At 42.0% G+C, this 14,932-nt stretch carries 15 protein-coding genes and 1 pseudogene; 6 read left to right on the forward strand and 10 right to left on the reverse strand.

Annotated features, from left to right (window positions below; all coding sequences use genetic code 11):
* The first annotated feature begins 544 nt into the window (after window positions 1-544).
* Entirely contained in the window at window positions 545-1,588 is a 1,044-nt protein-coding gene (chlG, locus tag ANSO36C_RS04200; protein WP_251958520.1) for a chlorophyll synthase ChlG, read from the forward strand.
* Window positions 1,589-2,014: 426 nt separating this feature from the next.
* On the forward strand, window positions 2,015-2,302 hold the full coding sequence (locus tag ANSO36C_RS04205; protein ID WP_251958521.1) for a hypothetical protein: 288 nt from the start codon (window positions 2,015-2,017) through the stop codon (window positions 2,300-2,302).
* A gap of 59 nt (window positions 2,303-2,361) precedes the next feature.
* On the opposite strand, the gene ANSO36C_RS04210 is transcribed toward ANSO36C_RS04205, so the two are convergent.
* The 5 genes from ANSO36C_RS04210 to ANSO36C_RS34715 form a co-directional block, all read right to left on the reverse strand.
* Window positions 2,362-3,315, reverse strand: a complete 954-nt coding sequence (locus ANSO36C_RS04210) for an MDR/zinc-dependent alcohol dehydrogenase-like family protein (RefSeq protein ID WP_251958522.1) — start codon at window positions 3,313-3,315, stop codon at window positions 2,362-2,364.
* 225 nt (window positions 3,316-3,540) lie between these two features.
* A complete protein-coding gene (locus tag ANSO36C_RS04215) occupies window positions 3,541-4,113 on the reverse strand; it encodes a hypothetical protein (protein WP_251958523.1) in 573 nt (190 codons plus the stop codon).
* A 215-nt stretch (window positions 4,114-4,328) separates the two neighbouring features.
* Window positions 4,329-5,135, reverse strand: coding sequence for an inositol monophosphatase family protein (locus ANSO36C_RS04220; RefSeq protein WP_251958524.1), 807 nt, complete (start codon window positions 5,133-5,135; stop codon window positions 4,329-4,331).
* 70 nt (window positions 5,136-5,205) lie between these two features.
* A complete protein-coding gene (locus tag ANSO36C_RS04225; protein WP_251958525.1) occupies window positions 5,206-6,639 on the reverse strand; it encodes a BCD family MFS transporter in 1,434 nt (477 codons plus the stop codon).
* 74 nt (window positions 6,640-6,713) lie between these two features.
* A complete protein-coding gene (locus ANSO36C_RS34715) occupies window positions 6,714-6,818 on the reverse strand; it encodes a tetratricopeptide repeat protein (protein ID WP_410174706.1) in 105 nt (34 codons plus the stop codon).
* A gap of 53 nt (window positions 6,819-6,871) precedes the next feature.
* On the opposite strand from ANSO36C_RS34715, the gene ANSO36C_RS04230 reads away from it, so the two are divergent.
* Window positions 6,872-7,621 carry an Rpn family recombination-promoting nuclease/putative transposase gene (locus tag ANSO36C_RS04230; protein ID WP_251958526.1) on the forward strand — a complete coding sequence of 250 codons (750 nt, stop codon included), beginning with the start codon at window positions 6,872-6,874 and terminating at the stop codon, window positions 7,619-7,621.
* Between the two features lie 122 nt (window positions 7,622-7,743).
* On the opposite strand, the gene ANSO36C_RS04235 is transcribed toward ANSO36C_RS04230, so the two are convergent.
* Both ANSO36C_RS04235 and ANSO36C_RS04240 read right to left on the reverse strand, forming a co-directional pair.
* Complete coding sequence (locus ANSO36C_RS04235; protein WP_251958527.1) at window positions 7,744-8,355, reverse strand: hypothetical protein; 612 nt, start codon at window positions 8,353-8,355, stop codon at window positions 7,744-7,746.
* A 266-nt stretch (window positions 8,356-8,621) separates the two neighbouring features.
* Window positions 8,622-8,924 carry a hypothetical protein gene (locus ANSO36C_RS04240; RefSeq protein WP_251958528.1) on the reverse strand — a complete coding sequence of 101 codons (303 nt, stop codon included), beginning with the start codon at window positions 8,922-8,924 and terminating at the stop codon, window positions 8,622-8,624.
* A 470-nt stretch (window positions 8,925-9,394) separates the two neighbouring features.
* Here ANSO36C_RS04240 and ANSO36C_RS04245 point away from each other — a divergent pair, with 470 nt between their 5' ends.
* Genes ANSO36C_RS04245 through ANSO36C_RS04255 form a run of 3 tightly spaced genes read left to right on the forward strand, consistent with a single transcriptional unit; the run spans window position 9,395 to window position 10,830 of the window.
* Window positions 9,395-9,619, forward strand: a complete 225-nt coding sequence (locus ANSO36C_RS04245; RefSeq protein WP_251958529.1) for a hypothetical protein — start codon at window positions 9,395-9,397, stop codon at window positions 9,617-9,619.
* Between the two features lie 49 nt (window positions 9,620-9,668).
* Entirely contained in the window at window positions 9,669-9,833 is a 165-nt protein-coding gene (locus tag ANSO36C_RS04250; protein WP_251958530.1) for a hypothetical protein, read from the forward strand.
* 49 nt (window positions 9,834-9,882) lie between these two features.
* Complete coding sequence (locus ANSO36C_RS04255) at window positions 9,883-10,830, forward strand: aldo/keto reductase (RefSeq protein ID WP_251958531.1); 948 nt, start codon at window positions 9,883-9,885, stop codon at window positions 10,828-10,830.
* A 10-nt stretch (window positions 10,831-10,840) separates the two neighbouring features.
* Here the strand turns inward: ANSO36C_RS04255 and ANSO36C_RS04260 are convergent, their stop codons facing one another.
* The 3 genes and pseudogenes from ANSO36C_RS04260 to rimO all read right to left on the reverse strand — a co-directional run bounded on the left by ANSO36C_RS04260 (window position 10,841) and on the right by rimO (window position 14,741).
* Window positions 10,841-11,419: a Uma2 family endonuclease gene (locus ANSO36C_RS04260; protein WP_251958532.1), complete on the reverse strand. Its 579-nt coding sequence runs from the start codon at window positions 11,417-11,419 to the stop codon at window positions 10,841-10,843.
* A 212-nt stretch (window positions 11,420-11,631) separates the two neighbouring features.
* A pseudogene (locus ANSO36C_RS04265) lies at window positions 11,632-13,164 on the reverse strand (DEAD/DEAH box helicase).
* A 257-nt stretch (window positions 13,165-13,421) separates the two neighbouring features.
* Window positions 13,422-14,741 (reverse strand): 30S ribosomal protein S12 methylthiotransferase RimO, encoded by a 1,320-nt coding sequence (rimO, locus tag ANSO36C_RS04270; RefSeq protein WP_251958533.1) that lies wholly within the window; start codon window positions 14,739-14,741, stop codon window positions 13,422-13,424.
* Window positions 14,742-14,932: the final 191 nt, after the last annotated feature.

Genomic DNA, 14,932 nt, shown 5'->3' on the forward strand with positions numbered 1-14,932 from the left:
CAAACGCGAGAACGTCTCCAAGAGTTACGGCTTGCCGCAGGCTACATCTCGTAGAGAAGCCGTCTAGAGGTAGTTGATATGATAATATGCTCCATATTCTCGTGAGGTGGAGCTTTCCTTGCTTTGCTACAACACTGAAGCACCATTAAGACTTGATCTAGAATTATTAATTTGGGAGAACGCCCAGGTTTTTTATGAGTAGTTTTTTTGTTTAAGGACTTGCAGAAAATAAATTATCGCAAATTATTTGTAGATTTCTAGGGGCGCAAGGCCTTGCGCCCCTACGACGGGATATTTTTTTAACTGGAAGTCCCTTAACTCATAGGAACCATTAACTAATAATTTCTCCGACTAACTCCTGTAAGTTGTTTAAATTTCGTGGAAGATGGTTTTCTGGCTAATGCTCAATGCCCCTCATGAGTGCTGTTAGCGAATAGCTAAGATTTAGCCCGTATCGAGTAGAAAATCTCACTTCTTTACTCAGAACTGGGAACATAGAAAAGAGGAACTGTTTTGCCCAATGCCTTATTAATCAGTAAATTTTATGTCAGAATTAACTCCCATTACCCCAGACCCCAACCCATCTGAGGCAATAGACTCAGTGGCAAATAATCTCAATGAGCAAGCAACATCTGCCGATCGCAATGCGAAAGCTAGGCAGCTACTGGGAATGAAAGGTGCTGCTGCTGGGGAAACTTCAATTTGGAAAATTCGTTTGCAGCTAATGAAGCCGATTACCTGGATTCCCCTGATTTGGGGGGTAGTCTGTGGTGCGGCTTCTTCTGGTAACTATATTTGGACGCTGGAAAATGTGTTGAAGGTAGCAGCCTGTATGCTGCTGGCTGGGCCATTGATGACAGGTTACACCCAAATCCTCAACGATTACTACGATCGCGAAATCGATGCCATCAATGAACCCTATCGCCCAATTCCCTCTGGGGCAATTCCCCTACCCCAGGTAATTATTCAGATTTGGGTATTACTGATTGCTGGCTATGGTTTGGCATTTGCACTAGATGTTTGGTCTGGTCATGAATTCCCAACAATTACAGCGATCGCAATTATCGGTTCTTTCATCGCCTACATTTATTCTGCACCTCCCCTGAAACTCAAGCAAAACGGTTGGCTAGGTAGCTACGCCTTGGGTGCAAGCTATATCACCCTGCCTTGGTCTACAGGACACGCTTTGTTTGGTGAACTGAATTCCACAATTGTGATTTTGACAATGTTCTACAGCTTGGCTGGATTGGGTATTGCCATTGTTAATGATTTTAAGAGTGTAGAAGGCGATCGCCAGCTAGGGTTACAGTCACTACCTGTAATGTTTGGCATTACTACTGCGGCATGGATTTGTGTAGTAACAATTGATGTCTTTCAAGGATTTATTGCAGCTTATCTAGTCAGCATTCATGAAAATTTGTATGCAACAATACTAGTACTGTTAATAATTCCACAAATCACCTTGCAGGATATGTATTTTCTACGCGACCCTGTGAAGAACGATGTTAAGTACCAAGCCAGCGCCCAACCGTTTCTTGTTTTGGGAATGCTGGTAACAGGTTTAGCGCTGGGTCATGCTGGCATTTAACGTGTCGCGGAAGTCCCCACCTTCAATGTACTCATAAGGTGGGGATTGTGAGCGGGGGATGTATGACGAATCCCCAAAATTTTCTGGTAAGATATACACTGTCTTGACCCTTCGGGTTCAAAATCGCTCTACTTGGGGAGACCCCAAGACCGCGTTTTTCACCATCAATGCCCCAAGCGAAAACCAAGCTAATAGGTATATGTTGCAAGAGAAAAATTTGGGTCTTGGGAACCAGGACTCCTGCCCTTGGAGGGAATGTCAGACCAAAAAAACTACAGAGTTTTAGAGGCTATTCCTGATGAATTGGGAAGCTCAGACTTCAGCCGTAGGCAAGTCTAAGTAGTTCACTATACTTCTCAGTAGAGTTATGAATTAGGAGTTAGGAGTTAATATACTTCTAACTCCTAATTTGTATCACCAAATACCGTGCTAGAACTTATATTTTTCCTCATTCACGCGATTCAACCTTTCCTAATCCCAATATGTTTTATCACTGCTTGGACTGTAACTATTCTCGTTATGTTGAGTCTCTGGACGGCGGCGCGAGATAGTGTGACTACAGCCAAACTTATGCATCAAATTCCCTGTAGTGGTTGCCAATTTTTTACCGACAATTACCGTCTTAAATGTACTGTACGCCCATCTATTGCCAATACAGAAGAAGCGATCGATTGTCGTGACTATCAACCCAAGACTAATCCCTATATGTATTAAGAATTGGGGACTGGGGGAGATGAGGGAGACAAGGGCAAAAAGGCAATGACAAATGACTATTAACCAATCTCCAGCAAGATTTTTAAAACACCCCGACTCTGAGCGTGTTTAAAAGCTGCAAGCCCTTCAATAAGGGGATAGGTGGCATGAATCAGGGGTTGCACATCAACTTGTCCCGTGGCTAGTAGCTGGAGGGCTGGGGCAAAGGGGCCACAACGGGAGCCGATGAGGGTGATTTCATCCACTACTAAAGAAGAAACATTTAAGCTGAGGTTGCCAGCATAAGTACTTTTCAGAACAAGCGTACCACGGGGACGGAGGGCGCGACGGGCGATCGCAAATCCTTCTGGGTTGCCAGTACATTCAACTGAAAGATCGAAATATCCATCTGTAACAGCGTCGGCTAAACTCGTTTTTATTCCCCGTGCCTCTAAGTTAGCTAGTTTGTCTCGATGACGACCTACAGCTAAGAGTTCACAGCCAGTTAAAGCTAATGTCTGAGCTACCAACTGCCCTAATTTACCATCTCCAACCACTAACACGCGATCATTTGGATGCAATGGCACTTGCTGCTGAATTTCCAAAGCTGCTGCTATAGGTTCGGTAAATGTTGCTACTTCTGTTGGTACATTATCAGGTACTAGATGCAGATTCTCTACCGGCAAACAGAGATATTCACCAAAGGCTCCGTGGCGGTTGACAATACCCAAAACTGTGCGATTTTCGCAGTGAGTTGGTTGTCCTCTCAGACAAAATCGACAATGCCCACATACAGCATTGATTTCTCCAACTACGCGTTGGTTAACTAGGTGTTCTGGGCCTTGTTCAACGACCCCGACAAATTCATGACCTAAAATACCAGTGTAGGGATAGTAGCCTCTAAGTAGTTCCAGGTCAGTGTTGCAAATACCCGCACGCAAGACGCGTACCAAGGCTTCTCCTGGTGGCGGTTCAGGAATGGAAATATCCGTGCGTAGTTGCAATTGGTTGTTTTCAAGCCAGAGTCCTTTCATTTTTCTTGATATCCTTTGCTTTATATTTCGTCATATCATTTTTAAAAATCTTGACAGTATAATGAATTGACTATAGGGGCGTACATCTGTATACTTTTATCCACATTTAAAGCGCGTCTACCTTGAAAACCATAGTTTTTTGGAATTAGGGTAAAGCTGATAACTCAAGCTATGACCGAATAATACACTTTCTTTAAAAACTCCAGGTTTCAAAATGGATAGGGTTTATGTTTCTGTAGTAGGTATTTCTTTAATTTTGGTTACATCAATTTTGCTTAACCAAGTAACTAAGTCTTCTGAGTCAAGTGCTATCTCGCTTCCTAAGGTTTTTATATAAAGAAGTCCGTCACTAATAATTAAATCTCGGATTGGATACCATGAATCACGTCTTCTAATCAAAAGTTCCAACGGAATCCCTGGTCTTAAAGTATACTTGCGATATTTCCACCAAGCTCGCCATAGAAGTACAGATTTAGTACAGTACATCTGATAGCCTTTGGGAATTTCGCAGTATTGATACTGATAGAAACCCCGACTATCTACTTCTCCTTTGAGGAGATAACTATATTCTGCTAATGCCTGATTTATCAATTCCCACTGGGATGATTTTGGAGAAATCGAGAATTCAGATAGGGTGTTAGATAGTTGGATTGTGGCAATCACGCCTTCAGATTTTGCTGTCAGTTGGTTTGTTTTATAAACTGTTTGCGCTGTCAAAGCGGGATTTGACAACAAAACGTCTTTTTTCTGGATAGAGTTTTGTACAAACTCTCGAATCAAATCTAGATTAGACAACATAAAACTATTTATACTAAATCAACCAGTGTGATCAAAGTCACGACACTACTTAAATTAATAACTACACTGGTCTTGTATTTAAATCAGGATTATTACTAACTTTATTTATACTAGATTCATTATTTGACTAGGGTTTTGTTAAGTTTAATATCAGTATAGTGACATCCATTATGCTGGTTGACAAAATCACTGTTTCCAAGTATGTAAACGGCAAATTAAATTTTTACGCCTTCGAGTAAAGGCTGAAATACCGGAACTAATTCGGGACGACTAACCACAAGGGTGGGAAAAGAGCGATCGCTATAATCTTCTCCCGGTGACAACGGAAACGGTTCTGATTTAAGCGATAACCACGTTCCACCAGCAGCCTGAACAATTACCCAAGCCCCCGCTAAATCCCAAACTTTTGGTGTCGCCTCAATACCACCTAATGTTGCTCCAGTCGCAACCGTCAAAAAGTTATAGCTAGCCACACCTAACATCCGAATTTTACAGGGAAAGCCGTTTTTCATAGCTGCGGTACTACGAGAACAGAGGTTGAAAAAGTGATTGTTGCTGGGATTATCAATACTAGTATGGATGGGGTGGTGGTTGAGAAATGCTCCTGTTGGAGTTGCTAAACCAGATGAACCTGCCCAGAAACCATGAAAAGCTTGATTCAAGGTTGGTGCGTAAACATAACCAAAAATGGGTGTGCCTCGATACAGTAAACCTAGAGAAATTGTCCAGAGAGGAATACCGCGTGTGAAGTTGGTTGTACCATCTAGAGGGTCAATTACCCAGCACCACTCAGTACCGGGAAATGACTGATCGCTTTCTTCGCTCAAAATGCCGTAACCAGAGAAAGTAGAAGCGATCGCATCCCTAATTTCCTGATCTGCCCATTTATCTGCTTGCGTCACCAAACTACCATCAGCTTTTTGGTCAGCCTGTACTTTTCCAAAATCTTGTATTAGCTGTTTGCCCACCCTGGTAGTGGTAGTTTGGGCAAAATCAAGAATTGTTGTCCAAAAATCATTCATTGGTTATTTGTCATTGGTCATTTGTCATTTGTCATTGGTCATTTCTCCTATGCCCAATGCCCCATACAGTTTAGTCTAAATCGCTTTCTAAAACTGAAGCGATCGCTTGCTTGGTACTTGTTTGAAATTCTGTAATGTTCACCCGATTCAGAAACCAAATTGACACCACCATTCCCACTGCTTCTAGAACGAATACCAGTCCATAAGCTAACTCTAGGTTAGGTAGCAGCTTGCGTCCAATATCCAAAACTGTACCTCCGATTACCACCGCCACACCTCTAGAAAGAGACTGCGCTAATCCCCATGCCCCAATAAACGTACCTGCGGCTTCTGCTGCGGTGAGATCCAACATTAAGCTAATTGCTGCTGTTGTTAAGAAACCTGCGGCTAAACCGAAAAAGAACAAACCTAGTTTGAGAACTGCTGCATTAGCTGTGAATCCTGATATACCTAGCAAGATTGCACAGAATGCCACCAACATACAGCCTAGACGTGCAGTTCTGCGCTTACCCAAACGCGGGACAATGTAAAAGCCCGTAACACCGTAGGCAATCAGTAAACCCATTCCATAAAAAATATTTAATTTGGTACTTTCCGCTAGGGGCATTTTAAACACTTGACCCGCATAAGGTTCCAAAATCGGGTCTTGCATAAACAAACTGATGGTCATCACCAGTAAAAAGGTGAAGAATATACCTGTTTGTGGGCTAGCTGTCAATATTTTCCAAGCGTTGCCTAGAGTAATGCTGTCTTCCCGGTTCGCCAATGTGGAACGGGTTGAGTATTGGGAGTACTTTTTTTCTACGCCGAATGTTGCTGCGATCGCTAAACCAAATACAATTGCTGGGACGATAGTAAACAATCTGTTGATTGCTGGCTGCAAGGTTTCTACGGTTGCTTCTGGCGTTAACTGTCTTAGCAAGCTGGCACTAATAATCGCCCCAACAATAATCCCCACCATTAGCATCGACCAAACCACACCGACTACTTTAGAACGGTTATCTTCTTCAGATATATCCACTAATAAAGCAGCAAAGGCAGTACCGCTAGCACAAATTCCTAGACCGTAGACAGCGAAAACTAAAGCCAAAAGTGCTGTCCAGCCGATTGTTTGGGTTGTCCATACCCAAGTACCTGCACTATTTCCAGCAAGATTCATCTGCCACATTACTTGTACCGCTAAAAATGCTGCGATCGCAAATATTGCCGCGCCCACCCAAACATAAGCTGTACGATGATATCCCCACAACGGCTTGGCATCAGAAATCTGGCCGAACCAGACACGGGAAGGAGCAACAAATAAAGGCAGTGCTAAGACTACTGATACCAGCGTCGCCGGAATTGCTATTTCTTGAATCATGACTCTGTTGAGTACGCCCAGAGTCAAAATAGACATCATGCTCAACCCCATCTGAAATAAACCCAGCCGGAACATGGTCAGCAGGTTTACTCTTGGCACAGATAGGGATTTTGTTTTGGTATCAAATACTTCACCGCTTGCCATAGCTACTTTTTCGTATAGTTTATAGGATTTAGTCTCTCTCTCTTTAAATAAAGATAAACCCTACCCGCTTAAAATCAGCGAACGAAAAGTTGAAGTTGCGTTTGACAAGCAGTTCCTCGATTAGCGTAAGCTTCAGCCAAGTTAGGATTAATTTTTAGGGCTTGGTTGTAATCCGCGATGTCTACGACGGGCTATTCGGTGTCGCATAACAAGAGAATTTTAGGATGAAGTAGTGAAACGAGACTCCATTTACTATCAAATTTTTAAGCGCTTTCCTGGGTTACTCTTTGAACTAGTTGATAATCCTCCTCTGCAAGGGCAAAACTATCGATTTGAATCAGTTGAAGTCAAAGAAACCGCTTTTCGCATGGATGGTGTGTTTTTACCTCCAGAGGATGCAACATCCAGGGTAATCTTTTTTGCTGAAGTTCAATTCCAAAAGGATGAAGCCCTTTACCATCGGTTCTTTACCGAGTCGATGATGTACCTGAACCGGAATCGTTCTCAGTACGATGACTGGTTTTGTGTGGTAATTTTTTCATCACGCTCTTTGGAACCAAGGGATCAAAAAACTCATCGAATATTTCTCAACAGTGACCAAGTGCAGCGAATCTATTTAGATGAGTTAGGCGCGACTAATCAGCAAGCAATAGGTATCAATTTGATGCAGTTGACTCTAGCATCGGATCAAGTGATGGCAGAGCAAGCAAAGCAATTGATTGAGCGGGTAAAATTAGAGGAAACGGACACATTGAGTAGAGAGGAAGTTGAAGCTATGCTAGGACTGACTTTAGAGCAAACAAGGGTTTATCAGGAAGCGAAAGCCGAGGGTCGAGAACAAGGTCGAGAAGAACAGAAAGCTGAAATGTTGAAACTTACCGTGCCTTTGTTACTAAAAACAGGGATGAGTGTGGAGCAGATTGCTCAACACCTCAATGTTGATATAAAAGCTGTCCAGATTGCCGCACAGCAAAATACATAGAATTGATATTTCATGTCTGTTGTCATATTTTGGCAAAGTGAGGAGAGCTTGATAATAATCCTCAATTGTCCTTTTATGGTTTCCAGAGCGATCGCGCCAAAATATGACAGATTAAGATATGCCTATTTGAGACTCAGAAGTTGAAGCAGATTTTGAAGCTTAAAATTATTCCAACTCAGAGCTACTGAAGTTTCAACAGTTAAATTTCCTTGTTGAAGGTTAATCATCAAAGCAGAACCATTTTCAAGACTATGAAAAAGGGAATCTAAAAGCTGCAATTGAGTTCGAGGAAGAGTATAGTAAACCTTATTATTTTCAATTCTAACCTCTTTTGGTAAAGCTCCATTGGGAAGTTTACCTCCCAAAAATCTTGTCCAACCTGCAATGAGGTAACGGTAAACTATCGATTCAGTCTCAAACTGAGGGGGTTTCAATAAGCGAAGTTCCCCTTCAACACAATCTTTATTAAGAGTTATTTTTTCAGGAGTAAAATGTAACTTTACTTGAATGTTATTGTACTCTATTGTCGCAACAAGTCCTTCCTCAGAGTGTGGTTCTAAGCTTTTTAATTGCTCAACTCTAGCTTCTGCTTGTTGACAGAGAAGTAAAACCATTTTTTTTGTCAAAGTCAACTGTTTAGTTTCTGAGCTAAACATAATGTATTCTTCTAGACTTCTTTTTAGGAATTGTCTAGACTCGTGAAACGTTGCTGTAAATTTGTTAAATACACCCATTTTTAGTTATTTAGAGAACATAAAATTATTCAAAGCCGAACCGTTCAGGTTGATAGACTTGATAGCACTTATAGGGTATTATTTTCATTGGAACAAAAACCGGGATAAGCCATACTATATAGACAAATCGTGGATTAGTTACTAGTAATGTTAAAAAATCAACTACTAAATCTATCGACACAATCTTCATACAGTAGGCGTTTTGAGATTAACCCGGTTTTTTGTTCATTTGCTACACTTTCCCCTTTTACCTGAAGTAGAGAGAATTAGCTGTCACTTTTATCCTTATCATTATTATTTAGTTCATCTCCAACACTCTCTGCGAGCCAAGTTGCACCAGCCCCAGCAGCCGTAAGCCCAACAACAGCAACTACTCCTATAGGTGCAGCTATAGCTACAGCACCAACTCCAGCAGCAACTGTTGCAGCTTTTAATACTTTTCCAACTGTTATCTTTTCAAGTCCAAACATAATGCTCTCCCAAAAATATTTAGGTTTCCATTTATAAGTATTCCCGTAAAATTCGGTTGAATTATCATGATCAGAATAAAAGTCAAAAAGCTTGAACAAAGACTGATAACAACATTGAGCAGGAACTAGCTAAGAAATAGCGATCGCCCTCCAGCATTAGTGAAAACACAGTGATTGTACCAGTGAGTATGGAAATATTTCAGGATATTTACTAGTAGTGTGTCAAGAAATAATTGACGGATAGATTAATAGTAGAGACGGCGATTTATCGCGTCTCTCTAACCGTCAAAATGAATTTGACAGACCACTATGACCATAATAAGCCTTTAATCTATCGATTGGTTTAATAAGCGATCCAGAAGTAATTCTTCAAGAAACTCTGACTATAGGTGCTTACTAGAATTATGGTATTGTGATGTAACTTTATCGGACACAATCAAGGCACATAAAAATATCAATGTGAAAATGTGGTTTTAACTACGCTATTCCATTGAATTAGTAAGATAAACTTGCCGTATGTATGTCATCAAAGTACTTACCTTCATCTAGTAACCAAAAAGGCATAAGCAATGACTAAAGAACCAGTCAAAGTAATATTATGGGAAGAAAATCAAAAAGATTTTCTTAAAAAGTTCTACGATCTCCAATTTATTCCCAGAGTAGGAGAGGAAGTTTACCTAAAAAAGGAAAGATGGAAAGTAACCAGAGTTGAGCATGATGTAGAAATTAGTGAGATTAATGTCTACATGGAATTAATCAAAAAACCCAAACAGGATAAATCATCTAATTCTTAAATACAAGTAAATACACTCAAATATAGCAATCCTATTTGATTTGTGAGAATTGCAACCCGCAGATCCTCGACTTCTCGAAGAAGTTGGGGATCTTGTTTATGTGCGTTTGATTCAGGTTTTAAATTTTTATGCAAGGCGCGATGTCTACTACGGGCGTGCAACACCACACGATTTGCAGCCAAGTGGTGACGATCGCACCCAATCTTGCCTGTAACGATACACTATAAAAGTAAAGAAATGTAAATAAATTAAATTTTGCAACCGTGGAAAATATCACATTGGGGCAAAATGGCCCATCTGTTACACCCTTGTGCATCGGCACTTGGGCTTGGGGTGATAAACTATTTTGGAATTATGGCGATCGCTATGGCCCAGAACAGTTACAAGAAGCCTTTACCGCAGCCTTAGAAGCTGGTATTACCTTCTTTGATACTGCCGAAGTCTACGGAATGGGACTATCAGAGAAATTTTTGGGACAATTTCTGCAACAGACACAACAACCTGTACAAATTGCCACAAAATTTGGCCCTCTACCGTGGCGATTTACAGCCCAATCCGTCTCTGATGCTTTAACAGAAAGCCTCAAACGCTTGCAATTAGAGCGAATCGCGCTGTATCAAGTGCATTGGCCTTTTGCCTTCTTTTTAAGTCAAGAAAATTTGATGAATGCTCTAGCGGATGAAGTGAAGCGGGGGAGAATTGCCGCAGTTGGTGTAAGTAATTACTCAGCAGAGCAAATGCGAGACGCGCATCAAATATTGGCGGCGCGTGGAGTGCCTTTGGCTGTGAACCAAGTACGCTATTCTTTACTCAGTCGCCAAGTTGAAAGCAAAGGTATTATTGCAACTGCGCGTGAGTTGGGTGTGACTATCTTGGCTTATAGTCCTTTAGCACAAGGATTACTCACTGGAAAGTACAGCATTGATAGTATTGAAACCCCCACTGGTGCCAGGAAAATAGACCCGCGATTTAACAAAGAAGGACTGCAAAAAATTGCCCCAGTTATATCTTTGCTACGCAATTTCGGGGAAAAATACGATCGCACCCCTGCCCAAGTTGCTCTCAATTGGTTAATTGCTCAGGGGAACGTTATTCCCATTGCTGGGGTGAAAACAGCCGAACACGTGCGACAAAATGCTGGTGCTTTGGGCTGGAAATTGAGCGACGGTGAAGTTGCAGAGTTAGAACTAGTTAGTCGTCCTTGGTTGTAGTATTTCTGAACTACTCAAACACAGGAGGCCAAATTTCTGACACTACTAACTCCCAACCTGGTAACAAGTCTGGTAGTGTCAGTTTATCGTTATCCTGCAAAACTGTTGGTTCTTGGTTGAGTCGATAAACTGTAAGTGTCAATTTGTCAGGATCGATCAAGATACCAACTGTAGATCCGAGTTGTAAAAATAGCTGAATCTTTTCTACCAATGGTTTGATCCGGTCTGACTTAGATTTTATTTCTACCATCAAATCAGGTAGGAGTTCTACAAAGTCGCGCTTGCTTATTTTCAGTCTATCAGCACGAACAAAAGACACATCGGGAGCGCGAAGATTTCGTTTTTCGTTATCAGCTTCTTTCCCGTTTTCAGTTTCTAATGTAGGCAAAATGAAACCCGCGCTAGAACCAGTCACCCGTCCTAGTCTCTGTGGGCGTACCCAGTTACCCATCTGCCGTGCAAACTCAGCATTTATTTCTTCTGACTCATAATCTGATGGCCCCATAACAACTATATTTCCGTCTACTAGCTCCATCTGCCATTCTGGATGCTCTGCTTGTAGTTGCTCTAAGTCTGGAATAGTGAACATAAGACCACGAAGAATGCATCTTTAATTGATCTTCCTACAAACGGGTAGAAAAAGTTTCCCAAAAAGCTAAAAAGTCAAGAGCCAAAGTCAAAATCCTGACTCTTAACTCTCAACTCTGCCAATTTTAGATTTGGAATTTTGGATTTTGGATTGAAGAAAAAATCTAAAATCTAAAATCTAAAATCCAAATTTGATTAACTTCTAACTGTTGACTAAGAAGCTGATTCTCTAGCTGTAGGTGAACCTATCTTTTTACTAGGAGATACAGAAGAATCCTGTCCACTTGTCCGTAGCTTGGGCTTGGGAGAAGAATGTCTTTCTTCACCATTGTTGCTATCTGATTTCCACGCAGCACTGGGGGCGATCGCTAGAAGAAGATTCACGACGCTTACCAAGTCTGGGTTTGGGAGCAGAAGATTCCTCTTGGGGAATTTCCACGTCTGAACTCAACCAAGCGGGACGAGTTTGATCGTAAGCAATTTGCAATGCTGCTGCGGCGATCGCTTGAGCATCGTATTCTTCAATCAATTCGCTGACAATGGGCAAGAATGAAGCCAAACGCTCACCTGTCAAAGCTTCCCGCACCAGTTCTTGCAATTTCAGAATGTGTTTTGCTTCAATCTGGGCGCGTGTGGGAATCGTCAGCACTTGCCAACTTTGGCGGTTATGACGTTCAAATGTTTGCTGTTTGCGGCGCTCAAATGGTTGTACTAAAGAAATTGCTGTTCCTTCTTTACCAGCACGACCAGTACGACCAATACGGTGGACGTAAGTTTCTACACTATCGGGTAAGTCGAAGTTGATTACATGGGAGAGTTGATCTACATCTAACCCTCTTGCTGCAATGTCAGTTGCTACCACCCAGCGAACTTGACGGTTACGGAATCTTACTAATAAACGTTCCCGCGCTTGTTGGGACAAGTCACCGTGGTATTCATCGACACTGTGACCAGCGCCTTGTAACTGACTGGTGAGTTCGGCGGCTGTGCGTCTGGTAAGAACAAAGATTAAAGCTGTTTCTGGATCTTCCATTTCCCGTAATTGGCTGTAATGCTTTGGCTTTGTCCAATGGCGGGGGATCAAGTAAGCTACTTGATTAATCTTGTTGGGAGCGGCTTTTGGTTGCTCGACGGTGACAGTTGCAGGCGATCGCAAGAAGTTGTTCACCAACATCCGAATCGATGGTGGCATTGTTGGCGAGAATAAAGCTGTTTGGCGATCTACGGGCCGCTTGCGAGAGGATTTTGATCACATCGTCGATAAAGCCCATGCTCAACATTTCATCGGCTTCATCCAACACAAACCACTTCACTTGATCGAGCTTTAAACAGCCGCGATCGAGCAAATCGATCACCCGTCCTGGAGTACCCACGACCATGTGAACGCCACGTTTGAGTTGTAACATTTGACGGTCAATTGATTGACCACCGTAGATTGCTAACACCCGCAATCCTTCATTACCGATGAATTGGGCGATTGCGTCGTGAACTTGCATTGCTAATTCACGAGTTGGTGTTAAAACTATGGCTTGCACGGCTCTTTGATTAATATCTAGCCGCTCTAAAATTGGCAGTGAAAATGCTGCCGTTTTGCCTGTTCCTGTTTGAGATTGACCTACCACATCACGACCGGCTAGCAATTGGGAATTGCTTGCACTTGAATGTTAGTTGGTTCGGTAAAACCGATTTCTCTAGTTCTTCGACACGCTCTTGGGAAATTCCTAATTCTTGAAATGAAAGAGTCATTAATTCGTCCTAAATTTTATGTAAGGATTTTGGATTAGTCATTTAGTCATTAGTTATTTAGTCATTAGTCATTAGTCATTAGTCAGCTTAGGGCGGTAGCGAGGCCTCAAATCTTGGAGAGGCTATGCCAACAAGTCCGCCAGCGTTTCAGGTAAACCCTCATGAAAACTGCCATTAATGCAGTATTGACCTTAGTATAAGGATGAATTTGTAAGGGTCATTTAACAAAAGACAAAGGACAAAAGACAAATAACAATTTAGTTATTGACTACCTGACCATAGAGGTCGTATGTATCAGCGTGGTGAATCGCTATTGGCACGATGGTTCCTAATTTTGCCTGGCCTTTGACATATACCAGACCATCAACCTCTGGGGAAAATCTACCTGAACGACCTATTAATTCACCACTTTCAGGATTTTCTTGCTCAATCAGGACATCAACGATTTTGCCTACTTCCTGTTGATTTTTCTTTTGAGAAATCGGTTGCTGGATTTCCATAAGTTGGTATCGCCGCTCGTCCATCACTTCTTGGGGCAAGTGATTTGGGAGTTTGTAAGCTGGGGTTCCTTCCTCAGAGGAAAAGGTGAAGACACCAACATGGTCAAATTCATGCCGTTGAACAAACTCTAGTAGATGCTCAAAATGCTCTTCAGTTTCTCCTGGGAAACCAACAATAAATGTTGTCCGCAATACGGCTGTTGGTAGCGCCGTTTTGATGCGATCTATAATCCCATCATTTACGCGTCCTTGCCAAGGACGATTCATGGAGCGGAGAACATCTGGATGAGAATGCTGCAAGGGCAAATCCAGATAAGGCAAGACGTTGGGTGTTTCTTGAATCGCCGCGATCACATCTGGGGTCAGTCCCGTGGGATAAGCATAGTGCATTCTGATCCACGGTATATCTACTTTCCCCAAAGCACGAAGTAATTCGGCTAATTTTGGCTTACCGTAAATATCTAGACCGTAGTTAGTGGTGATTTGAGAAATTAAAATAATCTCTTTTACCCCTTGACTAACTAACTGCTCCGCTTCGGCGACTATAGATTCTATAGTACGCGATCGCTGGTTCCCTCGAAGATGAGGAATGATACAAAATGCACAACGATAATCACAACCTTCGGCAACTCGGAGGTAAGCAACGCCCTCTGTTGTAGTCCGATAGCGCGGTGTAGTCTCATCGGCAATGTAGGTTGGCTCAATACTAACCTGTTTGACCCGCTCGCCAAGTTCAACACGCTCAATTACATTTACAATTTTGTGATAATCGCCTGTACCCACCACAGCTACTGCTTCGGGCAACTCCTCCAAAAGTTGTTCTTGGAAGTGTTGCGCCATACAGCCAGTGATGACGATCTTTTTATTTGCCTCTGCCAGTTCTACTAAAGTTCTGACAGATTCTTGCCGCGCAGCTTCAATAAAACTACAAGTATTAACAATAACGTAATCTGCTAACTCTTCATTTGTATCTACACCGTAGCCTGCTTCTACGAGCATTCCCAGCATGTGTTCTGTATCAATTCGGTTTTTCTCGCAGCCCAGGTGAGAAATAGCAATTGTTGGCTTGTCACCCATATTTGAAAAATATCTTCATTTTTTTCTTGTAGTCAAACATTCCAGCGCTAATTTCGCTTTTTTCCGATCACTATCCTTCTAATAACAGTACAGTGGTAAATTTCCACTGTCAGCAACTGTCCGTGGACTTATGACCCTATTAATAATAAAAATAGAGGTCATGTTATGATATTTTTATCAATCTGTTCCCC

This window comes from Nostoc cf. commune SO-36 (assembly GCF_023734775.1).
Lineage (GTDB): Bacteria > Cyanobacteriota > Cyanobacteriia > Cyanobacteriales > Nostocaceae > Nostoc > Nostoc commune_A.